The sequence below is a fragment of the Nonomuraea sp. NPDC004580 genome (assembly GCF_040609855.1).
Lineage (GTDB): Bacteria > Actinomycetota > Actinomycetes > Streptosporangiales > Streptosporangiaceae > Nonomuraea > Nonomuraea salmonea.
Genome location: NZ_JBEXLH010000007.1, coordinates 116,282 through 140,169 on the forward strand (window position 1 = coordinate 116,282; position 23,888 = coordinate 140,169).

Annotated in this window: 23 protein-coding genes; 14 read left to right on the top strand and 9 right to left on the bottom strand. The window is 69.4% G+C overall.

All coding sequences use genetic code 11. The annotated features are described in order from the left end of the window. The first annotated feature begins 8 nt into the window (after positions 1-8). From ABZW11_RS10970 to ABZW11_RS10990, 5 genes are all read left to right on the top strand, one after another. A complete protein-coding gene (locus ABZW11_RS10970; RefSeq protein WP_355415035.1) occupies positions 9-1,277 on the top strand; it encodes a sugar ABC transporter substrate-binding protein in 1,269 nt (422 codons plus the stop codon). Beyond that, entirely contained in the window at positions 1,274-2,191 is a 918-nt protein-coding gene (locus tag ABZW11_RS10975; RefSeq protein WP_355415037.1) for a sugar ABC transporter permease, read from the top strand. Before ABZW11_RS10970 ends, ABZW11_RS10975 begins: the two co-directional genes overlap by 4 nt. Further along, a complete protein-coding gene (locus ABZW11_RS10980; protein ID WP_355415039.1) occupies positions 2,188-2,952 on the top strand; it encodes a carbohydrate ABC transporter permease in 765 nt (254 codons plus the stop codon). The genes ABZW11_RS10975 and ABZW11_RS10980 overlap by 4 nt, the downstream gene beginning before the upstream one ends. Continuing rightward, positions 2,945-4,804: a beta-L-arabinofuranosidase domain-containing protein gene (locus ABZW11_RS10985; protein WP_355415041.1), complete on the top strand. Its 1,860-nt coding sequence runs from the start codon at positions 2,945-2,947 to the stop codon at positions 4,802-4,804. Before ABZW11_RS10980 ends, ABZW11_RS10985 begins: the two co-directional genes overlap by 8 nt. 128 nt (positions 4,805-4,932) lie before the next feature. Then, the gene (locus ABZW11_RS10990; RefSeq protein ID WP_355415043.1) at positions 4,933-7,029 is read left to right on the top strand and encodes a sensor histidine kinase; all 2,097 of its coding nucleotides are present in this window, start codon (positions 4,933-4,935) and stop codon (positions 7,027-7,029) included. Positions 7,030-7,059: 30 nt separating this feature from the next. On the opposite strand, the gene ABZW11_RS10995 is transcribed toward ABZW11_RS10990, so the two are convergent. Next, positions 7,060-8,673: a cellulase family glycosylhydrolase gene (locus tag ABZW11_RS10995; protein WP_355415045.1), complete on the bottom strand. Its 1,614-nt coding sequence runs from the start codon at positions 8,671-8,673 to the stop codon at positions 7,060-7,062. 93 nt (positions 8,674-8,766) lie between these two features. Beyond that, positions 8,767-9,477, bottom strand: coding sequence for a TetR family transcriptional regulator (locus tag ABZW11_RS11000; RefSeq protein WP_355415047.1), 711 nt, complete (start codon positions 9,475-9,477; stop codon positions 8,767-8,769). 120 nt (positions 9,478-9,597) lie between these two features. Here ABZW11_RS11000 and ABZW11_RS11005 point away from each other — a divergent pair, with 120 nt between their 5' ends. Genes ABZW11_RS11005 through ABZW11_RS11020 form a run of 4 tightly spaced genes read left to right on the top strand, consistent with a single transcriptional unit; the run spans position 9,598 to position 13,821 of the window. Beyond that, entirely contained in the window at positions 9,598-10,077 is a 480-nt protein-coding gene (locus ABZW11_RS11005; RefSeq protein ID WP_355415193.1) for a 2Fe-2S iron-sulfur cluster-binding protein, read from the top strand. Then, the gene (locus ABZW11_RS11010; protein WP_355415049.1) at positions 10,074-11,063 is read left to right on the top strand and encodes a xanthine dehydrogenase family protein subunit M; all 990 of its coding nucleotides are present in this window, start codon (positions 10,074-10,076) and stop codon (positions 11,061-11,063) included. Before ABZW11_RS11005 ends, ABZW11_RS11010 begins: the two co-directional genes overlap by 4 nt. Then, the gene (locus tag ABZW11_RS11015) at positions 11,060-13,306 is read left to right on the top strand and encodes a xanthine dehydrogenase family protein molybdopterin-binding subunit (protein ID WP_355415052.1); all 2,247 of its coding nucleotides are present in this window, start codon (positions 11,060-11,062) and stop codon (positions 13,304-13,306) included. The genes ABZW11_RS11010 and ABZW11_RS11015 overlap by 4 nt, the downstream gene beginning before the upstream one ends. A 56-nt stretch (positions 13,307-13,362) precedes the next feature. Further along, on the top strand, positions 13,363-13,821 hold the full coding sequence (locus ABZW11_RS11020; protein WP_355415054.1) for a nuclear transport factor 2 family protein: 459 nt from the start codon (positions 13,363-13,365) through the stop codon (positions 13,819-13,821). 72 nt (positions 13,822-13,893) lie between these two features. Here the strand turns inward: ABZW11_RS11020 and ABZW11_RS11025 are convergent, their stop codons facing one another. Further along, positions 13,894-14,427 (bottom strand): hypothetical protein, encoded by a 534-nt coding sequence (locus tag ABZW11_RS11025; RefSeq protein ID WP_355415056.1) that lies wholly within the window; start codon positions 14,425-14,427, stop codon positions 13,894-13,896. A 198-nt stretch (positions 14,428-14,625) separates the two neighbouring features. Continuing rightward, positions 14,626-15,225, bottom strand: coding sequence for a disulfide bond formation protein DsbA (locus ABZW11_RS11030; RefSeq protein WP_355415058.1), 600 nt, complete (start codon positions 15,223-15,225; stop codon positions 14,626-14,628). On the opposite strand from ABZW11_RS11030, the gene ABZW11_RS11035 reads away from it, so the two are divergent. Further along, a complete protein-coding gene (locus ABZW11_RS11035) occupies positions 15,209-16,003 on the top strand; it encodes a DUF429 domain-containing protein (RefSeq protein ID WP_355415060.1) in 795 nt (264 codons plus the stop codon). The two genes, ABZW11_RS11030 and ABZW11_RS11035, sit on opposite strands and share 17 nt — an antisense overlap. A gap of 33 nt (positions 16,004-16,036) precedes the next feature. Next, a complete protein-coding gene (locus ABZW11_RS11040; RefSeq protein ID WP_355415062.1) occupies positions 16,037-16,540 on the top strand; it encodes a DUF6461 domain-containing protein in 504 nt (167 codons plus the stop codon). Positions 16,541-16,568: 28 nt separating this feature from the next. Here ABZW11_RS11040 and ABZW11_RS11045 read toward each other — a convergent pair whose 3' ends face one another. Then, positions 16,569-16,847, bottom strand: coding sequence for a hypothetical protein (locus tag ABZW11_RS11045; RefSeq protein ID WP_355415064.1), 279 nt, complete (start codon positions 16,845-16,847; stop codon positions 16,569-16,571). A 387-nt stretch (positions 16,848-17,234) separates the two neighbouring features. Here ABZW11_RS11045 and ABZW11_RS11050 point away from each other — a divergent pair, with 387 nt between their 5' ends. Further along, the gene (locus tag ABZW11_RS11050; RefSeq protein ID WP_355415066.1) at positions 17,235-17,486 is read left to right on the top strand and encodes a GntR family transcriptional regulator; all 252 of its coding nucleotides are present in this window, start codon (positions 17,235-17,237) and stop codon (positions 17,484-17,486) included. 289 nt (positions 17,487-17,775) lie between these two features. Here ABZW11_RS11050 and ABZW11_RS11055 read toward each other — a convergent pair whose 3' ends face one another. Then, the gene (locus tag ABZW11_RS11055) at positions 17,776-18,003 is read right to left on the bottom strand and encodes a hypothetical protein (RefSeq protein WP_355415068.1); all 228 of its coding nucleotides are present in this window, start codon (positions 18,001-18,003) and stop codon (positions 17,776-17,778) included. 1,537 nt (positions 18,004-19,540) lie between these two features. Here ABZW11_RS11055 and ABZW11_RS11060 point away from each other — a divergent pair. After that, positions 19,541-20,353, top strand: a complete 813-nt coding sequence (locus ABZW11_RS11060) for a DUF6551 family protein (protein ID WP_355415070.1) — start codon at positions 19,541-19,543, stop codon at positions 20,351-20,353. A gap of 246 nt (positions 20,354-20,599) precedes the next feature. Here the strand turns inward: ABZW11_RS11060 and ABZW11_RS11065 are convergent, their stop codons facing one another. Together ABZW11_RS11065 and ABZW11_RS11070 are read right to left on the bottom strand one after the other, a co-directional pair. Beyond that, a complete protein-coding gene (locus ABZW11_RS11065) occupies positions 20,600-20,809 on the bottom strand; it encodes a DUF397 domain-containing protein (RefSeq protein WP_355415072.1) in 210 nt (69 codons plus the stop codon). A 17-nt stretch (positions 20,810-20,826) separates the two neighbouring features. Then, entirely contained in the window at positions 20,827-21,675 is an 849-nt protein-coding gene (locus ABZW11_RS11070; protein WP_355415074.1) for a helix-turn-helix transcriptional regulator, read from the bottom strand. Between the two features lie 142 nt (positions 21,676-21,817). Between ABZW11_RS11070 and ABZW11_RS11075 the strand changes: the two genes are divergently transcribed. Then, complete coding sequence (locus ABZW11_RS11075; RefSeq protein WP_355415076.1) at positions 21,818-22,324, top strand: ATP-binding protein; 507 nt, start codon at positions 21,818-21,820, stop codon at positions 22,322-22,324. Positions 22,325-22,511: 187 nt separating this feature from the next. On the opposite strand, the gene ABZW11_RS11080 is transcribed toward ABZW11_RS11075, so the two are convergent. Next, complete coding sequence (locus ABZW11_RS11080) at positions 22,512-23,876, bottom strand: hypothetical protein (RefSeq protein WP_355415078.1); 1,365 nt, start codon at positions 23,874-23,876, stop codon at positions 22,512-22,514. Positions 23,877-23,888 lie beyond the last annotated feature (12 nt).

Genomic DNA, 23,888 nt, shown 5'->3' on the forward strand with positions numbered 1-23,888 from the left:
AGCACATCATGAGACGAAGGCTGGCAGGGATCTCCCTCTTCTCGGTGTTAGCGCTCACAGCCGCAGCCTGCGGCAACAGCGGCGGCGGCGACGGCGGGCAGCCCGCGGACGGCCCCGTGACGATCACGATGTGGACTCGCGCGGCCACGCAGACCCAGACGGAACGCCTGGTCCAGGCATACAACAGCAGCCACAAGAACCAGGTCGAGCTGACCGTCATCCCCACCGACAACTACCAGCCCCGCATCGCCGCCGCAGCCGGGGCCAAGCAGTTGCCCGACGTGTTCGCGGCCGACGTCATCTTCGTCCCGAACTACACCTCCCAGGGCCTGTTCATGGACCTGACCGACCGCATCGCGAAGCTGCCGTACAAGGACAAGCTCGCGCCCTCGCACATGAAGCTCGGCACGCTGGACGGCCGTCAGTACACGCTTCCGCACACGCTGGACCTGTCGGTCTGGTTCTGGAACAAGGACCTGTACGACAAGGCCGGGCTCGACCCCGAGCAGGGCCCGAAGACGCTCAAGGAGCTGGCCGAGCACGCCACCACCATCCAGGACAAGCTCGGCGAGGACGGCAAGGTCCACGGCACGTTCTTCGGCGGCAACTGCGGCGGCTGCTACGTCTTCACCTTCTGGCCCTCGGTCTGGGCGGCCGGCGGCCAGGTCATGAACGACGACGGCACCGCCTCGCTCAACGACCAGCCGGCGATGACCGAGGTCTTCAGGATCTGGCGCGAGCTGTACGAGAAGAAGGCCACGGGACCGACCGCCAAGGAGGAGCAGGGCCCGACCTGGACCGGCTTCTTCCCCAAGGGCGAGATCGGCGTCATGCCGATGCCCTCGACCACGCTCGGCCTGATGCCGAAGGACATGAAGATCGGCGTCACCCCCATCGCCGGCCCCGACGGCGGCGAGTCCACGTTCGTCGGCGGCGACTCCGTCGGCATCGCGGCGACCACCGAGCACGCGGACGCGGCCTGGGAGTTCCTGTCCTGGACGGTGTCCGACGAGGCGCAGGTCGAGGTCATGGCCAAGAACAAAGACGTGGTCGCGCGCACCGACCTGGCCGGCAACACGTACTCGGCCGAGGACCCGCGGGTGGTGCTCATCAACTCGCTGGTGGCCAAGGGCCGGACGCCGTACGCGCTGCGCTTCGGCCAGACCTTCAACGACCCGCAGGGCCCGTGGCTGCGGCTGGCCCGCGAGGCGGTGTTCGGCGACGCCTCGAAGGTGCCCCAGCTGAACGCCGAGATCACGAAGTCGCTGCAGCAATGACGCTGACCGCCGGCAGATCCGGGCGGCGGGCGGCGCACTCCGCGCCCTCCGCCCGGTGGCGCAGCAGCAGGAAGGTGCAGGGCTGGCTGTACGCCGCCCCGACGGCGGTCATCGTCGGCGTGCTGTTCGTCGCGCCGCTGGTGCTGGTCGTCTGGATGTCGCTCAACCGCTGGCCGCTGCTCGGCCCGGCGACGTTCAACGCGCCGGACAACTACACGAAGATCGCCGACAACCCGCTGTTCGTGGACGCGGTGCTCTTCACGCTGAAGTACACGGCGATCACGACCGTGCTGCTGTCGCTGGTGGCGCTCGGCCTCGCGCTGCTGGTGCAGGAGCGCAGGCCGGGCGTCGCGTTCTTCAGGACGGCGTTCTTCCTGCCGGGAGCGGTCGGCTTCGCCGCGGCGGGCCTGCTGTTCTACGGCATGCTGAACAACGACTTCGGCCCCATCGACCCGATGCTCCAGGCGCTCGGCGTCACCGGCGAGCCGGTCAAGTGGATCGGCACGCCCAACATGGCGCTGTTCTCCACGATCACGCTGGTGCTCTGGCGCTTCGCCGGCTTCAACATGCTGATCCTGCTGACCGGCCTGCAGGCCATCCCGACCGAGGTGTACGAGGCCGCGCGCAGCGACGGGGCGGGCCGCTGGCAGATCCTCACCAGGATCACGCTGCCGCTGCTGCGCCCCACGCTGGCGCTGATGCTCATCCTCAGCGTCACAGGCTCGCTGCTGGCCTTCGACCAGTTCTTCGTCTTCACCAACGGCGGCCCGGACAACAGCACGGTCTCCATGGTGATGGTCATCTACCGGGACGCGTTCTTCCGCTTCGACCTCGGCGGCGCGGCGGCCCTGTCGGTCGTGCTGCTGCTGGCCCTCGTCGGCCTGAACGCGCTGATGATGAGGAGGCTCAGGTGAGTCGCTCCCTCACGCTGTCCGCGCTGGCGGTGCTGTTCCTGTTCCCGCTGGTGTGGAGCGGGTACGCCTCGCTGGAGGAGCCGTCCAACTACCTGGAGATGGCGAGCTTCGGCGAGGGGCTCGACACGTACGCGGCCAACAGCGTCCTGGTGTCCGCCATGACGGTGGGCGGCACGCTGCTGGTGTCGGCGCTCGGCGGCTACGGCTTCGCCCGCTTCGACTTCCCCGGCAAGAACCTGCTGTTCCTCGCCACGCTGGCGATCCTCATGGTGCCGTACGCGACGATCCTCATCCCGCTGTACGTGCTGCTCGGCTACCTCGGCCTGCAGAACTCCCTGGTGGGCCTGTCGCTGGTGTTCGTGATGTTCCAGCTCCCGTTCGCGCTGTTCATGATGCGCAACGCGTTCGAGGCACTGCCGCGCGAGCTGGAGGAGGCCGCGCTGGTCGACGGGTGCGGCACGTTCCGCGCGTTCGCCAGGATCCTGCTGCACGCGGTGCGGCCCGCGCTGGTCACGGTGGGCCTGTTCGCCTTCCTGGCCTCGTGGAACGACTTCTTCGCGCCGCTCATCCTGCTCAACGACGGCTCGTCGTTCACGCTGCCGGTGGCCGTGGTGAGCATGACGCAGCACACGTTCGGCGCCATCGACTACGGCATGCTCCAGGCCGGCGTCATGGTGATGGCGATCCCCTGTCTCGTTCTCTTCGTCGTTCTGCAGCGCCACTACGTGCGCGGATTCATGTCAGGAGCTCTGCGTGGCTGATCCTGTCCTGCCCTCATCGGGCGCCCTGTCCCCGCTCGGCCTCGACGCGGTACGCCTCCTTCCCGGCTTCTGGGGCGACCGCGTGGCGCTCAACCGCGAGGTCACGATCGCCCACTGCCTGGAATGGGAGGAACGCGAGGGCTGGATCGGCAACTTCCGCGGCGAGCGGCCGCGCAGGGGCCGGGAGTTCAGCGACTCGGAGATCTACAAGCTGCTGGAGGCGATGGCCTGGGCCGGGCATCCCGGCCTGCCCCCGCTGGCCGAGACCGTCGCGCAGGCTCAGGAGGGCGACGGCTATCTCAACACCCGCTGGTCGGGCAGCCGCTACACCGACTTCGCGTGGGGCCACGAGCTGTACTGCTACGGCCATCTCATCCAGGCGGGCGTGGCCAGGCTGCGGACGTACGGGGACGACCTGCTCACCGAGGTGGCCGTCAAGGCGGCCGACCACGTGTGCCGCCGCTTCATGGACGGCACCGAGACCTGCGGCCACCCGGTGATCGAGATGGCGCTGGTCGAGCTGTACCGCGCCACCGGCACCGCGCGCTACCTGGAGATGGCCCGCCGCTTCGTCGAGCGGCGCGGCCTGCCCGCGCTGGCCGACATCCCGTTCGGGCGCGGCTACTACCAGGACGACGTGCCGGTCAGGCAGGCGCAGGTGTTCCGCGGGCACGTCGTACGCGCGCTCTACCTGGCCTCCGGCGTCGTGGACGTGGCGGTCGAGACGGGGGACCAGGAGCTGCTGAAGACGGTCGAGGCCCAGTGGGAGCGCACGGTGGCCCGGCGTACCCACCTGACCGGCGGCATGGGCTCCAGGCATGCCGACGAGTCGTACGGGGAGGACTGGGAGCTGCCGCCGGACCGCGCGTACAACGAGACGTGCGGCGGCATCGCCTCGATCATGCTGTCGCACCGGCTGCTGCTGGCCACCGGCGACGTGCGCTACGCCGAGCTGGCCGAGCGCACGATGTACAACCTGCTGGCCACCGGCGTCGCGCTCGACGGCCGCTCGTTCTTCTACGTCAACCCGCTGCACGTGCGGGTGCCCGCGACGCCGCTCGACGGGGTCAACCACGCGGCCGAGGGCGGGTTGCGCTCGCCCTGGTTCGACGTCTCGTGCTGCCCGAACAACATCGCCCGCACGCTCGCCTCGCTCCCCGCGTACGTGGCCGCGGGCTCCCGTGACGGCGTCGTCATCCACCACCTCACCCCGGCCGAGATCCGGCACGGCGGGCTCGCGCTGCGGGTCGAGACCGGCTACCCGTGGACCGGCTCGGTCACCGTCCGGGTGCTGGAGGACGGCGCGGGCCGCATCGCCGTACGGGTGCCCGCGTGGGCGGCGGACGCGACGCTGGCCAGGGTGCCGGCGTCGGCGCCCGACGCGCCGCTGCGGGAGGAGCCGCGGGTGCGGCCCGCCGAGCCCGGCTACGTCGCCGCCGACGGGCCCTGGCGGGCCGGCGACGAGCTGCGGCTCGAGCTGCCGATGCGGCCGCGCTGGACCTTCCCGGACCGGCGCATCGACGCGCTGCGGGGGAGCGCGGCGGTCGAGCGGGGGCCGCTGGTCTACTGCGCGGAGTCGGTGGCCGACGAGCCGCCGCTCGGCGACCTGACCGCGCACGCCGAGCCGCCCGTGGAGCACGAGGGCGACGGCGTGGTGGAGCTGGAGGTGGGGGCCGCGATCGGCTCAGGGGCGAACGGCGGCTGGCCGTACGGGGCTCCGTCCGCGACCGGCGGGGGCGGCGACGTGCGGCTGCGGCTCGTCCCTTATCACCGGTGGGGCAACCGGGGTCCCGCCACCATGCGTGTCTGGCTACCGATCTCAGGATCGAAGGCCACCGTTACCGTCCGCTAACGCCTATATTGTCCAGGCCCCGCGCGTTCGGCCGGGGCCAGGACAGCGGCCGCCGGCACCCCCGTCGGCCGGCGCGAGGCGTGCGGGCCGGCCGGAGAAGGGCGGCCCGGGGAGGCGGGCGGAGCACGATGGCCGAACGTCCCGGCGGCGAGGTCGAGCCGCTGGCGGAGGAGGGGCGGCGGCTCACCGGCGGGGTGGTGTTCGCGGCCGTCCTGGCGGTGGCTTCGCCGCTGCTCGGCCTGCTCGCCGTCCTCGTCTACCTCGGGCTGCCGCCGGAGTGGACGCCGCCCGAGATGGCGAGCCCGCAGACCGCCGTCATCTTCACCTTCCCCGCCGTCGGCGCGTTCCTGCTCCACCACCGGCCCCAGCTCAACATGGCCTGGCTCATGGTCATCGGCGGGACGGCCGCCGGGGTCAGCGACCTGGCCAGGATGCTGATGTTCCGGGTCGCCGCCGACGGCGAGCTGCTCATGGCCGGCTGGTTACGGGTCCCGGCCCAGCTCGGCTGGGCGATCTGCGGCCTGACGCTGACCATGGTGCTGCCGCTCTACTCGCCCGACGGCCGCCTGCCGTCCAGGCGCTGGCGGCCGGTCCTGTGGCTGGGCGCCGCCGCGCTCGGGACCGCCACCGTGCGGGCCCTGATCAGGGTGACGCCGCCGCGCGCGGGCTACCCGTACCCCGAGGTCATCCCCAACCCGACGCAGGCGCCCGCGCTGGCGCCGTACCTGGACGTGGTGGACGTAGCGAGCTGGGTCGGCATCTACACCGCGATGGCGCTGGCGTGGCTGTCGATGGCGGTGCGCATGCGGCGCGCCGGGCCCGAGGTGCGGCGGCAGATCGGCTGGCCCATGTTCGCCTTCGCCGGGTACATCGTCTTCCTCGTCGGGGCCGCGATCTGGCCCGCTCTGATCTGGCCGGCGGTCGCGTGGGCGGCGGCCATCCCGTTCGCGGTGGCGTTCTCCGTCATGCGGTACCGGCTCTACGGCATCGACACCGTGATCAGCCGGGCGTTCGTGGCGGCCGGGGTGGTGGCCGTGGTCAGCGCCGTCTACTTCGGCGCGGGCGCGCTGTCCGGGCTGCTCGTCTCCGGCTACCACCAGGTCGCCGGGGTCGCCGCCGCGCTGTTCGCCGGCGTCTTCTTCCACCCGCTGCGGCGGGCGCTCCAGCGGGCCGTGGACCGGCTCCTGTACGGCTCCGTCGGCGACCCCGCCGTGCTGGCCGCCCGGCTCACCCAGGCGGTCCGGCGCGGCGACCCGGCCGAGGCGCTGACCTCGGTGGTGAGCGTGCTGCGCGACGGGCTCGCGGTCGAGGGCGTCGCCGTCGAGGTGACCGACGGGGAGCCCCCTTACGTCGAGAGCGGCCGGGTGGGTCCGTCGCCGCGCGAGGTGCCGCTGGTCTGGCACGGCACCCGGGTCGGGCGGCTGCTCGTCGGGCCGCCGGGGCCGCGCCGCTTCCCCGCCGCGCACAACGACCGGGTGCTGGGCACGCTCACGCCGTACGCCGCCGACGTCGCCCACGCCGTACGCATGGCCGCCGACCTGCAGCGCTCCCGCGAGCGCATCCTGACCGCGCGCGAGGAGGAGCGCCGCCGGCTGCGCCGCGACCTGCACGACGGGCTCGGCCAGAGCCTGTCGGCCATGGCGATGACCGTGAACATGGCCCGCCTCACGCTCACATCCTCTCCCGAGGCGGCGGGCGAGCTGCTGCGGGAGCTGTCCACCGGCATGGGCGCCGTCACCCAGGACGTCAAGGAGCTGGTGTACGGCCTGCGCCCGCCCGCCCTCGACGACCTCGGCCTGGCCGGCGCCCTCCACGGCCTCGCCGGCGGGCCCCAGCCCGAGGCGGCGGACGGCGCCGCCGGTTCGTCCCCTGAGGTCACGGTGGAGGTCGAAGGCGACCTGGACGACCTCCCCGCCGCCGTCGAGGTGGCCGTCTACCGCATCGTCCAGGAGTCCCTGACGAACGTCCGCCGCCACGCCGAGGCGACTACGGCCGCGATCACCGTCCAGCGCGAGGATGGCCGCCTGCGCGTCCTGGTCACCGACGACGGCAAGGGCCTCCCGGACACGCCCCGCGCCGGCGTCGGTCTGGGATCGATGCGCGAACGCGCCGCAGAACTGGGCGGCGTCTGTGTGGTCACCGGCTCACCCGGCACCGGCACCCGCGTGGAGGTCACCCTCCCGCTCCTGGCCACCCCTTCCGAGGACCGGGCCCGCCTTCCCTGAGCCGTGGGGAGGCGGGCCCTTCGCCTCACGTCAGGAGGCCGCGCACGTGTAGGAGGAGACGGTGGCGGTGTTGCCGGTGGGGCGGGTCACCTGGAAGCCGAAGCTCGTCGAGCCGCCGGCGCTCAGGGTGCCGTTGTAGGCGGCGTTCCTGGCCGTGACCGTCTGGCCGCTCACCGAGACCGAGGCGTTCCACGAGCCGGCCAGGGTGTGGCCGGCGGGCAGGGTGAAGGTGACGCTCCAGCCGGTGATGCCGGAGGTGCCGCCGTTGGTGACGGTGACCGGCTGTACCACGTACCCGCCGCTCCACTGGGTCTGGACGGTGCCGGCGGCGGTGCAGCCGCCGCCGTTGCCGCCGCCCGAGGTGGTGGTGAAGGTGGCGGGCGGCGAGTTGCCCGACTGGTTGCCCGCGCCGTCGCGGGCGCGGACGTACACCTGGTACTGCGTCGAGGGGCTCAGCCCGGTGAGCGTGACGGAGCTGGTGACGCTCTGCCCGAGCAGGGTGTCGTTGCTGCCCTGCTCCCGGTAGACGTCATAACCGGCCAGTCCCGAGCCGCCCGAGTCGGTGGAGGCGGTCCAGGTGAGGGTCGCGCCGCCGGAGGTGATGGCGGCGGCGGACGGGGTGCCGGGCGTCGTGGGGGCGGTGGTGTCGGTGCCGCCGCCGCCGAAGTACGTCGCCTCGCGCGAGGTCTGCCCGATGCCGTTGGCGCCGTTGAAGATGCGCTGCCCCCAGGAGGTCAGGCTGGCCGGGTCGAAGTTGTTCACCATGTCGAGGTATTCGACCCCGCCGCCGTTGCCGCTCCACGACCAGCCGATGTAGCCGATGCCCCGCGACTGGGCCTGTGCCATGATCGTGTCCTCGTCGGGGTTGCCGTCGCTGTGGTTGTGCCCGAACTCGCCGATGACCAGCGGCAGCCCGGCGGTCCGGAAGGCGTCCAGGTACGCGGTGATCTCGGCGGCGGTGTCGTAGACGCCGTACATGTGGACGGAGAAGACCGTGTTGTCCTGCGGGTCGGCGTCGGCCACCCGCTGCGCGTTGTCCCGCATGACGGACTGCCAGTCCTGGCCCCAGTTGGGCGCGTCCACCATCAGCAGGTGCTGGAAGCCCAGGCCGCGCATCCGGGTGATGGCGTCGATGGTGGCGGAGGTCCAGGACGAGGGGTTGTTGTTGCCGATCGGCTCGTTGCCGATGTTGACGATGATGAAGTCTTCTGTGCCGGTGAGCGCGCTCTTGACGCTGTTCCAGTAGTCGACGGCCTGGTCCAGCGTGTACGCGCCGCTCTGCTCGCCGTAGCCGGTGGTGTCGTGGTTTTCGAGCACGCATATTAACCGGTTCTGCCGACACAGCGAGACGATATTGGCGACGTCGGAGGCGCCGTTGGCGGGCCACCGGCCGCCGCTCAGCACCACCCGTACGGTGTTGGCGCGCAGCGCCTTGATGTGCGCGAAGGCGCCCGTCTGGCTCGTGTACCAGGTGTGGGCGTGGCTGACGCCGCGCATGACGAACGCGTTCCCGTTGGCCTCGACGATCCTGGTGCCGCTGACCCGGAGCCCGACGGCGGCGTGCGCCGGGGCGGCGGGGAGGATCAGCATCGTGAGGAGGAGCGACAGGAGCGCCGCCACGGCGGCCCCGAGTCGTGTGCTCATGGAGGGGTGCCCTTCTCTGTTAACCGGTTAGGTCGGCGGGCCCACATGGTCCGCGCAAATCACGCCGATGTACAGGAAGAGGGGGCGGGGCGGTCAGGAATGCCTGGATCCGGGTGAAACTTTCACCTCGGGCGGCTCGTCCCGCAGCGCCGGCAGGCCCAGCGCGATCGCCGTCAGCGCGCGGGTGAGCGTGGGCTCCAGCCGGGGGCAGGCCGCGGCCAGTTCGGGGTCCTCGGCGTAGACCTGGAGGATGGCGGGCGGCGGGTTGGAGGCCGGGTAGAGCATGCCGGCCAGCCCGCACGCGGCGCCCACCAGCTCGCCGCCCTCGCGCGCGGTCAGCCCGGCGACGGGGGCCACCCGCGCGCCCAGCTCGGCGGTGACCCCGATCGCCGTCCGCTTGTACGTGCGGGCCGCCAAGACGGAGACGTTGTGCTCCAGGCTGTTGGACGAGTGGCTCATCAGGTCGCAGAACAGCGGCCGCTCGACCAGCGTGCCGGTCAGCACGGCCACCACCCGCCGCACGCCTTCCGCCTGCCCGGGAGGCTCGTCGCGGAGGGCCGCGGCCACGGCGTCGGCCCACGAGTGCCACTCCGCGGCGAGCAACTCCAGATAGATCTCCTCGCGGGTGCCGAAATAGCGCACGATGTTGGACTTCGCGAGCCCGACGGCGTCGGCGACCGCGCCGAGGCTGACGTTGCGGACACCCGAGGTACGGGCGAGCTCGCGTGCGGCGGCGAGGATCGCCTCGCGCCGCTGCTGCTTGTGCTCGGGCCTCCTGGCCCGGCGAAACGCCGCCCTTGTCATGTCGTCAGCAGCATAACGCGCATAGATAACAGAACGTCGGTCTCTTGTTAGGTGAACGTCGTTCTGTTAACGTCACCCCCATATCCGCCATGGGAGGACTCTCGAGTGACCGAGATACGGATGAAGGTGAACGGCGACGTCGTGGCCCTCGACGTCGAGCCGTGGGTGAGCCTGCTCGACGCGCTGCGCGACCGGATCGGCCTGACCGGCCCCAAGAAGGGCTGCGACCAGGGGGCCTGCGGCGCGTGCACGGTGCTGGACGGCGGCATGCGGATCAACTCCTGCCTGGCCCTGGCCGTCCAGTACGACGGTCACGAGATCACCACCATCGAGGGCGTGGACCACCCGCTCCAGGAGGCGTTCGTCCGCCACGACGGCCTCCAGTGCGGCTACTGCACGCCGGGCCAGATCTGCTCGGCGATCGGCATGCTGGCCGAGCACGCGGCCGGGCAGCCCAGCGCGGTCACGGGCGAGGCGGCCGTGCGGCGGCTGTCGGAGCCCGAGGTCAGGGAGCGGATGAGCGGCAACCTGTGCCGCTGCGGCGCCTACAACGGCATCGTGGACGCGATCATGGACGTCGCGGGGGAGGCCGGACGATGAGGCCGTTCGCGTACGTCAAGCCCGCCGACGTCGAGGCCGCCGTGCTGGCCGCCTCGACCGAGCCGAGAGCCCGCTTCATCGGCGGCGGCACCAACCTGGTGGACCTCATGCGCGAGGGCATCGAGCGGCCCGACACCGTCGTGGACGTCACGGGCCTGCCGCTCGACACCATCGAGGAGCTTCCCGACGGCGGCCTGCGCGTCGGCGCGCTCGTCCGCAACAGCGTGCTGGCCGCCGACCGGCGGGTCCGCGCCCGCCACCCGGTGCTGTCGCAGGCGCTGCTCGCCGGGGCGTCGGCGCAACTGCGCAACATGGCCACCGTGGGCGGCAACCTGCTCCAGCGCACCCGCTGCCCGTACTTCTACGACACCGACGCCGCCTGCAACAAGCGCGAGCGCGGCGCCGGCTGCGACGCGCTGGAGGGGTTCAACCGCGGCTCGGCGATCCTCGGCGTGAGCGAGCACTGCATCGCCACGCACCCGTCCGACATGGCCGTGGCGCTCGCCGCGCTGGACGCCGTCATCGAGGTACGCGGCCTCGACGGCACCCGCCGCGTCCCCCTGACCGAGTTCCACCGCCTGCCCGGCGACACCCCCGACGTCGAGACCGACCTGGCTCACGGCGAGCTGATCACCGCGGTCGAGATCCCCGCGTTCGCCGCCCCCTCCCGCTACCGCAAGGTCCGCGACCGCGCCTCGTACGCGTTCGCGCTGGTCTCGGTCGCGGCGGCGCTGGACGTCCGCGACGGCGTGATCGCCGAGGCCCGGCTGGCGCTCGGCGGCGTCGCCACCAAGCCCTGGCGGGCCAGGGAGGCAGAACGCCTCCTGGCAGGAGGCCCCGCCGACGAGGACGCGTTCGGCCGCGCCGCCGACGCCGAGCTGGCGGCGGCCACCGTACGCCCGGCGAACGCGTTCAAGTCCGGCCTGGCCCGCGCCACGATCGTGGCCACGCTGCGCGAGCTGAGCACCGAAGGGACCGCCCGATGACGACGTTCGCCCCTCCCGAGACCCGCACCCCCTACGTCGGCCGGGCCGTGGACCGCATCGACGGCGCCGCCAAAACCCACGGCGAGGCCCGCTTCGCCGCCGAGCACTCCTACCCCGGGCTGGCGCACGCCGCGCTCGTGCACTCCACGATCGCGCGCGGCCGCATCACCGCCATCGACACCGCCGCCGCCCGCGCGGTGCCCGGCGTGATCGAGGTGCTCACCCACGACAACGCCCCCGCCATGAAGCCCGCCAAGGGCGGCCCGCTCGACCTCAGCTCGATGGTCTCCGGCACCTCGGTCAACTACCTCGCCACCGACCAGGTGCACTGGAACGGCCAGCCGGTGGCCGTCGTGGTGGCCGAGACGCAGGAGACCGCCAGGCACGCGGCCCGGCTGGTGCGGCCGGCGTACGAGGAGCTGCCCGCGGCGGTGGACTTCGCCGCCGAGGCGCCGAACGCCGTACCCGTCAAAGGCAACCCGATCATGCAGCACGGCGCCGAGAAGGGCGACGCGGAGGCGGCGCTGGCCGCCGCGCCGGTCTCGGTGGACCTGACGTTCAGCACGCCCGCCCTGAACCACAACGCCATCGAGCCGCACGCCACCACCGCCGTCTGGAACGGCGACGAGCTGACCGTGCACGAGAGCACCCAGAGCATCGCCTTCCTGCGCAGGCACCTGGCCAAGCGGTTCGGGGTGCCGGAGGGGAACGTGCGGGTGCTGTCGCCGTACGTGGGAGGCGGGTTCGGCGGCAAGGGCTCGGTGTGGGCGGGCACGCTGCTCGCCGTGCTGGCCGCCCGCGCGACCGGCCGTCCCGTACGCCTCGCGCTCACCCGCGAGGCCGTCTACCGGACGGTCGGCGGGCGCACCCCCAGCACGCAGCGGGTCGCGCTGGGCGCCGACGCCCACGGACGGCTGACCGCGCTCATCCACACCAGCGTGTCGCACACCAGCAGGATCGGCGGCAACGCCGAGCCGATCACCGCGGCCTCCCGCCACCTCTACGCGGCCCCGAACATCCTGCTGCGCGAATCCTCGGTCCAGCTCGACCTGCTGGCCACCACGTTCATGCGGGCGCCGGGCGAGGCCATCGGCACGTTCGCCATCGAGTCGGCCATGGACGAGCTGGCCTGGCGGCTCGGCATGGACCCGATCGAGCTGCGCCTGGCCAACGAGCCCGAGCGGGACCCGGTGGGCGGGCAGGAGTTCTCCCACCGGCGGCTGCGTGAGCTGTACGCGAAGGGGGCCGAGCTGTTCGGCTGGCACCGGCGCACCGAGGGCATGCGCGACGGCCGGCTGCTGGTCGGCATGGGCGTCGCCACCGCCTACCACCCCGCGATGCTCTGGCCCGCGAGCGTCACCGTGCGGCTGGCCGCCGACGGCACCGTGGTCGTGCGCTGCGGGATGCAGGAGATGGGCATGGGCGCGGCGACCGCGCAGGCCCAGATCGCGGCCGACGAGCTGGGGGTGCCGCTGGAGTCCGTACGCGTCGAGTACGGCGACTCCGACCTCCCGGCCGCCCCCATGGCCGCCGGCTCCGGGCAGACCGCGAGCGTGGCCGCGGCCGTGGTCGCCGCCTGTGCCAAGGTGAAGCAGGCCGTGCTCGCCCTGGCCCGCCGCGCCCCCGCCTCGCCGCTGCGCGGCCACCGGCTCGCCGACCTCCAGGCCCGTGACGGCGGGCTGCACCACGCCGGGGGCGGGCAGACGTACGCGGACATCCTCGCCGCCGCCGGCCGCGACCACGTCGAGGGCGCCATCAAGCAGGGCATGCTCGGCTTCGTCGTGGGGATGCTGCGCGAGCGCCGCCGCTGGGTCAAGGCCGCCACCGGCGCGCACTTCTGCGAGGTGCGCGTCGACCCCGACACCATGGAGGTACGCGTCGCGCGCTGGCTCAGCGTCTTCGACATCGGCACCGTGGTCAACACCAGGACCGCCGAGAGCCAGATGCGCGGCGGCATCGTCATGGGGCTCGGCCTCGCGCTGACCGAGCAGACCCTGATCGACCCGCGCAACGGGCGGATCGTCAACCCCAGCCTGTCGGAGTACCACGTGCCGGTGCACGCCGACGTCCCGCGCCTGGAGGTGCACCACCTCGGCGACCCCGACCCCACCATGCCGCTCGGCATCGTCGGGGTCGGGGAGGTGGGCATCACCGGGGTCGCCGCGGCCGTCGGCAACGCCGTACGGCATGCCACGGGCAGGCGCGTCGGCGACCTGCCGATCACCTTGGACAAGCTGATGTGAGCCGGTTTCCCTGGCGGGCGTGCCTAAGCTGATCTCCTCTATTTGAGGAGGCTTCGATGTCACGCCCGCCCTTCCCGCCGTTCACCGAGGAGACCGCCCGCGTCAAGGTGCAGGCCGCCGAGGACGCCTGGAACACCCGCGACCCGGAGAAGGTGGCCCTGGCCTACACCGAGGACACCGTCTGGCGCAACCGCGACGAGTTCCTGACCGGGCGGGCCGAGGTGGTCGCCTTCCTGCGGCGCAAGTGGGACAGGGAGCTGGACTACGCGCTGCGCAAGGAGCTGTGGGGGGTGCTCGGGAACCGGATCGCGGTGCGGTTCCAGTACGAGTCGCGGGATTCTTCCGGGCAGTGGTGGCGTAGCTACGGGAACGAGCAGTGGGAGTTCGACGAGTCGGGGCTGATGCGGCGCAGGGAGGCCAGCATCAACGACGTGCCCATCTCGGAGTCGGAGCGGCGCATCTTCGGGGTCAGGGGCGAGGACGAGCGCGGCGTGGACGTCCTGCCGATCTTCTAGCGCTCGGGCGCTCGGTCACGGGCTTGGGCCGGTTCGCTTGAGTTGGGCCGCTTCTGTCAGGGGCTCCGGCGATCAGGGTGTGCGGATCCACATCGGGTCGCCGTACCGCTGCTCGACGCCCTCACCCGGCACGAAGTCCGGCGCCGTGCCCAGCACGACCAGCCCCTGCACCTCCAGATACCGGATGAGGCCCGCCGCCACCGAGAACACCGTCTCCATCGAGCCGCAGTGCGGCGGCATGTGCTGCCGCAGCACCTCCACCACGTCCTGCACCCTGAACTCCGTCGGCAGCAGGCCCGCCACCTCCTTGACGAAGTCCTCCGTCACCTGGGCCTGCACCACCACCGCGCCCTGCTGGTTCTTGCCCGAGCCATCGCAGTGGTGGCAGCCGTCGCTGTGGAAGGGAGCGATCGAGATCATGCCCGAGCCCAGGCAGGTCACGCAGCGGCCCTGCTCGGCGGCGTGCAGCGTCGCCGCCTCCCGGTCGGCCAGCGGGACGGCGCAGGAGCAGCGGTAGGAGTTGTAGGTGCCGGCGACGTAGTCGCGGTAGCCGATGAACTTGGGGGCGTCGACCCATTCGGTGGTGATCACGTGCAGCTCGTTCATGAAACTCTTGTCCTTGTCGGCTGGGGTGACCACAACATAGCCCCGGCACCGGCCCGAAATCACAGGATCGGCCGAACCCATTACTTTCCGTAAGGCACTGGCTCTGTGAGTCTCGCAGGCTCTGGCCCCGCGAGCCTCGTCAGGCTGTGGTCGGCGAGTTGCGTAGGGCTCGGGCTGGAGAGTTCCGCAGTGCTTTGGCTAGTGAGCTTCGTAGGGCTTTGGCTGGAGAGGCGGGCCGCCTTTGAGCTCGTGGAAGCCGGGAGTGCCCGCGACCAGCAGCACCCCGTCCCAGAGCCGCCCCGCGTCCTCACCCGTCGGCACCTGGGAGATGACGGGCCCGAAGAACGCGGTCCGGCCGGTCACGGCCACGATCGGCGTGCCGACCTGATTGCCCCCGACGTGTTGGAGCGCCTCGGCCGTCGAGGCCCGCAAGTCGTCGTCGTAGTCGTGCCCCATCCCCGCCTCGACCAGGTCCTGGGGCAGGTTCGCCGTTTCCAGCGCCGTACGCAGATCACCGAGCCAGTCACCTCCGCCCGTCGTCCACAGGGCTGTGTAGAACCGGCCGAGCGCCTCCTGCCCATGCGTCTTGCGAACGGCCGCGCAGATGCGCGCCGGCACCCACAGGTACCCCTCGGGGTCGCCTTCGGGATCGTCCTCCCGCTCCTCGTTGAGCACCGACAGGCTCATCACCTGCCACCGCACCTCGACCGCCCGCACCCTGCTGACCTCGACGAGCCACCGCGAGGCCAACCAGGTGTACGGGCAGGACGGATCGAACCACATGTCCGCGATCATCATGACCACCATCCTCGGGGTTACCTTCATGAGTGTGCTGACCGTCGGCGTGGACCTGGCCGCCGAACCCCCGCGTACCGCCGTGGCCCGGCTGGACTGGTCCCCCGGCCGCGCCCACCTCACCCGCCTCGACCTGGGCGCGGACGACGCGACCTGCCTCGAAGCCATGCTCACGGCGGACAAGACCGGCATCGACTGCCCCCTGGGCTGGCCTGCCCCGTTCATCGACTTCATCACCGCACATCGCGAGGGAAACGTCACGGTGCCGCCCGGCGTACCCGGCCTGACCTGGCGCCGCGCCCTCACCCACCGCCTCACCGACCACCTCGTACAGGCTCGAACCGGCCTCCGCCCTCTGAGCCCCTCAGCCGACCGCATCGGCCACACCACGATGCGCTGCGCCGCCCTCCTCGCCGCTCTGGCGGACCACGGCCACCCTGTGGACCGCCGCGGCACCGGCGCAGTGGCAGAGGTCTACCCGGCCGCCTCCCTGAAGCTGTGGGGCCTCCCACACCAGGGCTACAAACGGCCCCGCAACCTGTCGTCGTTGAACACCCTCGTAAACCGCCTGAAGTCGTCGGCCCCCTGGCTCGACCTGGCCTCGTTCGAGCCGCTCTGCCGAAAGTCCGACGACGCCCTGGACGCCGTCATCTGCGCCCTGACCGCCCGCGCCGCCGCCTTGGGCAAGACCACCACCCCATCGGCTGAGGAGTCGCCCACGGCAGCCACGGAAGGCTGGATAGCCCTCCCCACCACCCCACTAGCCGACCTCACCCCCTGAGATTTTGTCCGTGCCGCCCGCCAAGACCTGGGCATGCCCACCGACCCGGTTCACGCCGAACTCGTCGAGATCGGCGGCTGCGTCACCTACGTCCGCGACCTGCCGTTCGACGAGGTGGTGACCCGCCTCGGCGGCCACCCCGACACCTTCACCCCCGAGCCACAGTGGGACTACTCGACGGGGAGCGAAGCCCACGTGGGAATCGCAAAGGTGGGCGACTGGACCGTGATCGTCGAGTGGAGCACGCTGCTCGGCATCTCAGGAAGCGTCATGAGGCGGCTGTCCGCCGGCACCCGCCTCGTCTCCCACTACTGCCTCGACATCAAGGCCCTCGACTACTTCTACTGGTTGGACGACGGCGAGCTGCGTTTCTGCTTCATCGCGCAGGAGGGCTACATGAAGCCCGTGCCCGCGGAGCTGGCAGCGTTCATGGAGGATCTCGAGACCCGCTACCCCAACGCCGACCCTCACAAGGCCCCGATGTGGCTCCTGACCGAACACCTGACGGGCATCAAACCGTGGGGGCGATGGGCCTGAATGATCGGCACCACCGCCCACCACTTGATCAAACGGCCTGACCGTCCAGGATCATCTCGAAGGTTCGTCGCGCCACGGCCGTCAGCGTCCAGGCCGTCTCGTGCACGGTCCCCTGCTCTCGGTCTGTACGCCGCACGAACCCATGCCCAGCGGCGGCGCACAGCTCGTACGTGATGGCCTGGCAGTCACAGGTGTGCGCGACGACCCGGACGACCGGCGTCCGCCGCACCGGCTTGTACCAGGCCAGCTCGACCCGATCGGGAAGCAGCGGCCCAAGATGAGGCCCGTGATACTCAGGAACGCTCACTGGGTCCGCCCCTCGAAGACCTCGACCAAGTTCCGAAGAGCCGTGCCGACCCGCGCCATGACGAGTCTGTGTACGTAATCGCTGTCGCGCGGCAGCCGATACCCGTGCCGCTCCAACACTTCACGCACCTCAGCCGCGAGGAGCGGCGTGAACCGTACGTCTGTGATCGTGTGACCCATGGGCCGGACCTCCGTTTTGAGGACGAATGGCACGTCCTGGCAGCCATCGGAGCGTGGGGTCTGCCAGATGGAGCCGAGGATGGGCTCTGAACGAACCTGAATAGGCGAGCCGAGATCCAGGCTACGCAGATTCCCTATACATGTCTACTGTTGTCAGCAGACAGAACCTCATGTAAGGGGACGTGGGGGGATCCCTAGAGTTCTGAGTATGGTGGAAGAGTGGCAGTTTGATCCCACAAGCCCCAAGTCGGCACAGATAGCAGCGGAGCTGGAGAGACGGATACGGGCCGGCAAGTACCCACCCAAGCACCCCATCTACGAAGTGCGGCTTGTGCAGGAGTTCGGCGTGGCGCGCGTGACCGCACGGAAGGCGACGGTGATCCTCAGAGACCGAGGGCTGATCTTCACCGTGCGCGGCATGGGCAGCTTCGTGTCAGAACCCAGCGCCTGGGCCGACTGATCGATGGTCCCTCGGGTGGAGGAAGTGGGCGATCATCGCCCGCTACTAGGTCACACGACCTGATCGTCCAGGATGCCGCGCCAAGACGATCCCGTACACATGTTCGCTCTTGAACCGCAGTCAGCATGCGTGCCCCGCCGCGCGCTCCAACACCTCATGCCCCTCAGCGCGCCATGGAAGTCCTGCGTGAGGAAGGCTGGGTAGTCACGATCCAGGGCCGGGGCACGTTCGTAGCACCCAAGGGCCGGTGGCCAACGGATTGACGGCCGGCCGCGTGTGTTGACGAACCTCAGTCGAGCGCCTCAGCGCGCAGGTCGTTCCAGGCGTAGCCGCAGTCGGCCGAAGGCAGCCCCTCGAACGTACGCGGGACATCGACCTCTAGGTCGCACAGCCGTTGATCCACTGAGCACGTGTGATAAGCCACGGCCTTCCGTATGGCGCTCCCCATATCGGCCGCCTCCACGACCCACGTGTACGGCGCCTCGCCGTCGAACCGCTCAGTACCAGCGACGGTCACGGTGAACACCTTCACGTGACGACCAGCACACGAGCCATAGCCAAATCATCCATGGCCGCAGGCTAGCGATCCTCCCAGGCTGAGTACGACGTTGCTCAAGCAACGTGGTGAACGCCTTGCGCACGGACGCTCACTGCGCCCTGCCTCACAAGGGCGAGTCCACCGGCGGCCAGGATTTCTCAGGGCCTGGCCGCAACGGGACGTTGCTCCTGAGCCGTCGATGTCGTTCAATGCTGAACACATTCCTGTGCGTAGAGGGGTTCGAATGGCGCGAGTGACGGAGTTTTTCAGAACTCAGCAGAACGGACGTCTGCATCCGACGGAGGTGGAGTGCGGGTACCAGACCGTCTCAGGCCCTAGTGGTAGGTATCTGCAGCTCAGTACGTACGGCTCGGATGGCAGACAGTCTGAGAAAAAGGTCAGCCAGACGTTGCAGCTCGATCGAGAGCGAGCAGCCATGCTGCTCAATATCATCAAGGAAGCCTTCCCGGATCTCGAATAGGCAGGACCGTGCAGGACAGGACTCCTGATCGCGAGCCAACGTAGGCGCTCGCACAATGCCCGGCCGACGTGGTGAGTGGGCGGCTCATCGACGCGGGTGCCGCCCGCCTCTTAACTACTGTTAGTAATCGAGAGAAGTCGAGCGGTAATTTCAAGTTCTCGTACTGATGACGTTGGCCGTAGTACGCGGTCGAGTGCTGCCGTATCCGACCCCTGATCGGTGACCGTTATCTCTTTGTTATGAAGCCAGCGCTGCTGATGACCTTCGGGCTCAGGTGATCGGTGCGGGGGGTTTCGTTACGGGAAAGCGCGTCGCTTTCTAGATTCCGTAACGTCAGTGACCTGGGATGACAGGCCGCATCGAGTGCGATCACGCGGTTTGCTGTCCACAGTGGCAAAATCTGACTGACTGGTGAGAGTTCTCGCCAGGCCCTCGGGTGAGGGCTGATTCTGCCCCACAAATGAACGCAACTTCGCCCCTCTAAGGCTGTGACCTGGGAATTCGTGCCAGGGCCGTTTAGTTGGCCCTGGCTCAAATCCTTCTTTTGCCGTCTGAGTTGTGTCCGCGTTGAAGGGGCGTTAAGGTTCGAGCTGCCAGAGCCTGAAGAGCGTTGGAGTTAACGCAGGACGGGCTTCCACTGAGAACCCCGTCTCGAGTAGGTCATACATGCGACTCAACTCCTGGGCAGTCTGGAGCAGCATCGTTACAGCCGCACTCGGCGTTGCGGTCAACCTGGCTACTGAGTGGAAGTTCAACGTCCAAGCCTGGGTTGTTGTGCTGGTCCTTGCTGTTTTGGCGGGCTTGATAGCGTCTAAGGCGAGTGAAAGCGGCAGGCGTAAGGCCGTAAGTCGCGGTAGGCGACCAGTGCATCCAGTGCTCAGCTGGGACGAGCAGTGCGGGACTGCCCGGCGCACGGTGTCAACGACTGATAGGAAGGTCGCTACACAGTTTCTCAAGCGCGTTCCTCCTCTAACTTCTGCCAGCGAACCCCCAAGTTCAGAGTCCAGCAACCTCACGTAGAGAGGCCTCGCACCAGTGGCTAAGTCTCGTTTCGAGTATGTTCTTCCAGATCACCGCGTTGACTATGGTGTCGAGGTTGAGATTGACACGCTCCAAATCGACGCAGAAGCGCAGCGGCAACTCAATCCCAAGCGAGCGCAGAACATCGCCGATGGCCTGATTGTGGATGCTCTAGGCTCTATCGTGGTGTCCGAACGAGCTGACGGCACACGGTACGTCGTCGATGGCATGCACCGTAAGGAAGCCTGCAGGCTGCGAGGGCTTCGGACGATCAAGGCCGAGATTCACTATGGCCTTACCCAGCAGCAAGAGGCGACGCTCTTCCTGATCAAGAACCGGGAATCGGCGAAGGTCAGCACGCTAGATGAGTACAGAGTCGGACTCACTGCCGGTGACGAACTCTGTGTGAGCGTCGATCGCGTGCTGAAGGCCCATAAGCTTGGTCTCGGTTCAAGTTCCACGAACAGCGTGGGTGCGGTGTCAGCCGTCCTGCGAATCACGAAGCAGTACGGCTGGGAGATCCTGGACCGAACCTTGAACGTGGTCGAGGCCGCATGGGGCAGAGACAAGGAGTCCTGGGACGGCGTGATCCTCGGCGGGGTGGCGATGTTCCTCAATCGGCATGGAGCTGAGATTGACGACGACGACGACCTCGCGAAGCGCATGCTCAGAAAAGGCCTAGCAGCGCGATGGCGATCCGAGGCGCTGACCAGGGCATCCAACGGTGGCTATAACAACAGCGGCACTGGGTCGCGTGAGAGCCAGTGCTACCAGATGGTGGTTGAGTGCTGGAATAAGGGCCGCACTGCGTCCAAGCGGATCAGTTAGTGGCGCCTGTTGTGGTACGTGAGTGCTGCAACAGGTATCACGGGTTTTACTCACGGGAGCTGACGTGAACTCGGCGAAAGCTGATCTTGCTGAAGGCGCGCGAGCCCTACCAGAAACAAACCTGCATGGTTCGGAGTGCCGACTCTTCGGCCCACAGGATGGTGCGTAGCCCGGTAGGTGCGTAATCAGTTGTCGTCGGTTAGCGGCAGTACCTCCGGAGACCGTCCTGGTGGCCTCGGGAACCAGTCAATGGGAGAAGTCGAACTCTCCTGCGCGGACGCCGTCCACGAACGCCCGCCACTCAGCCCCCGTGTAAACGATCACGGTGTCTCGCAGCTTGCTGTGTCGGACCGCTACCCGGCCGGACCCGTCCTGGAGGGGGCCGGCCTCGACGCAGTTGCCGCCGCCGTCCGCGCTGAAGCTGCTGATGTGCCAGGCGATCTCAGGGGTGGTCATGGTGAGCGGCTCCGTCCTTATGCGTCGGCGAGGCTCTCCGCGACGGCGGCGATCAGCTTCAGGGAGTCGTCAGGGCTGAGCGCGGCGTGCCGTATGCGGTCATATTTCAGCTTAAGTCGGTCGGTGGCTTTGCCCTCGACGTAGATCGCGCCGGTCGGGGTCGGGACGTACGCCACCGCCGGGAACGGCGGCGGTAGCTGGAAGATGCGGAAGGAGCCGTCCGGGCTGGCATGGGCGCCTGCCGTGAGCGGGAGGACGCGGAGTTCGATTGTGGAAGCGCGGTCGGCGAGGTGGGTGAGCTGGTCGCGCATGGTCGCGGGGCAGCCGATCTGGCGTCGTAGCACGTACTCGTCCAGGACCGTGGCGAAGCGGGGCCCGTCGGGCAGGAGCTTCTGCCTGGTACGGCGGAACTCGACCCAGCGGGCCACCTGCTCGTCGGTCGCGTCAGGGTCCTCGGCGCGGATGACGGCCTCCATGTAGTCCTCGGTCTGAAGCAGGCCGGGGATCACCAGGGCGTCGAAGGACGTGATGCGCTCGGCGCGGGCCTCCAGCCAGGCATAGTCCACGATGCCGTGGGACACGTCGCCCGAGTAGTCGTCCCACCAGCCGTTCTGCCAGGCGTCGCGGCTCAGGCGGACCAGACCGTCACGCTCCTGGGGCTTGGTGACGCCGTACAGGTCGAGGAGGGCGAGGACGTCAGGGGTGCGGGCCGGGTAGAGCCCGGCCTCGAAGCGGCTGACCGTGGACCCGTCGCGCTGGACGTACGCTCCGGCCTCCTTGAGCGTGAGGCCGGCGCGTTCGCGCAGAGCCCGCAGCTGCTTGCCGAGCCACTGGGCTCGGAGCGTCACCCCGCGCTTCCCGCTCATGCTCACCACCTCGATCGGCTGTCCCGAACGTTACACGCGCCGCCGCGCGCCTCCAGAGGTGTTCAAGCTTTGCCATGCAAACTTGCACAGCGCATGTCAGCATCAGAGAGATCGCGGAGCAACAGGCGGGACGGGACGGGCGATGAACGGGATGGCGTGGCGTGGTGAGTTCCCCGGTGATCTCGCGCACCTGGGGGACGTACGGCGGCTCGCCAAGGCGCTCCTCCAGGACTCGCAGGTACGGGACGACGCGATCATGTGCCTGATGGAGCTGGCCGCGAACGCGGTCCTGCACACCAGGTCTGCTAATGGCGTCTTCACGGTCGGCATTTGGTCGGCGGGCGACACCGCTGCCCGGGTCGCCGTCCAGGACTCCGGCGGCTGGGACGAACCCGTGGTGCGGCAGCCCGGGCAGGAGGATCTTGCGGAGAGCGGGCGCGGGCTGGCCATCGTGGTGGCGCTCGCCGAGCGGCTCGGGGTTGCGGGGGATGAGGGTGGGCGGGTGGTGTGGGCGGATCTGTCGTGTGATCAAGGCGGTGACCCGCCGTGGGAATCGCCTTGGGAAGAGGTTCCGCTGCTCGAGCCGGCCTGTGATCGCTGCCGTCCCGCAGCAGGGCCGAAGATGATCTATACGGCTGTTCCGAGCTGAGGTCACTTGGACTCGGTGAAGAGGATCGGCTCGAGCTGGTGGACTGAACGCAGCGTGCGGATCATGTGGCGCCGGGCATACCCCACCCGGCCAGAGCGCCTTCAACCAGCGCAGGCTCGACCAGAGCACATGGCGCGTCAGGCGGCATCGCGCGGCTGGTCGACCGGAGTATTCAGCCGCCGCCCTCCTACCGCTGGGACGGTAGTGGTGCGAGGGCCACGGCGGGGTCGCCGAGGATGACCAGGCTCTCCCGGTCTGTCGCGGTCAGCCGGTAGTACGTCGCCTCCTCACGTGCGCCGCCCGCCATGGCATCAATGCCGGCACGGGCCTGGGCGACTTTGCTGTACAGCTCGCCCACGCCTCGGTAGTGCTCCGCGAAGGCGAACCCGACCGGAGACCGCCTGTACAGGCGAGGGTAGATGGCCTCCACCAGCGGGGTGGTCAGGAACTGGCCGGTGTCCTGAGCGAGCAGTGTCCAGTCGAAGGTCGGCTCGACATGACCAATGAAGGCGCGTAGCGGTTCGGGGGCGCCCAGCAGCGCCGTGGGGAGCGGCGCCACTTTCGCGCCCAGGGTGCCGACCGTGCGTAGCACGCGGTCGGCGAGGGAGTCCGGCTGCAACAGACCGTCGAAGGAGGTGCCGTCGTCACTGCCGGCCGAGCAGCACGCCTGGGCGTACCAGACGGCGCCGCCCGGGTGCCAGGACCTGAGCTGGTCGAGACCGAGTGTCGTCTGGCTGGCATCTACCGGCAGGCCGAGCGTAGCCCGCATCGCTTGGATGTCCTCAAGTGGTCCGGTCCTACCGTGGCTGCAGGTCACCACCACCCCGGGGGCTGTCTCGACGAGTGCCGAAATCAGGGCCTCGCTCGTGGCGGTCTCCCCCCGCAGTTGGGTGATGGTGAGCTCGGGATCTCTCGTCATCGTCGCCTGGAGTGGCTGGGCGATGGTGATGTCCATCTTCTGCGTCATGGAGTCGCCGGTGACGCTCCATACGACGGCGGAGGTGGCATTGGTCCTCGATCCCGCCCATCCGGATAGCAGTGCTCTGACGTAGTTGGCGAGTCCTTCCTCGGGAAGGTCCAGTCGGCCAACGTGGTGGCGCCGGTTGAGCGAATATTGCAGCCGCCAGGGAACCTCAGTCGGGGAAGCGCAAATGAGCAGGTAGAGCGGCAGCCGCCCGGGGCCGGTGCCGAACGGAGTCAATCCGATCTCCGGATCCTGGCGGCGGCCGTCGTCGAAGTAGCGAGCGAGCTTGCGTTCCCCGAGGTCGGCACGGTAGCGCAGGATCGGCGCGCTGCCTCGCGCCTCGATGAGTTCACGGATCGGCTGCGGAGCATCGGTTCCCCGGACTTTGTCGAGTACGGAGAGGTCGTCACGGTCGGGAAGGACCACCCCCCATCCCACGTCAGGATGCGCCCATTCGGTAGGGCTGACCGCCGCTGGTGGCGCCAGAGGAGCCTGCTTGGGGAGCATCGTGCCTTTTGCCCCCCAGCGCACCCCTTTCTCCGCTAGCTCTCCGATGACGGGGCCGTCGGCGCCGGTGAAAGCGTTCATGGTAAGTCTCGG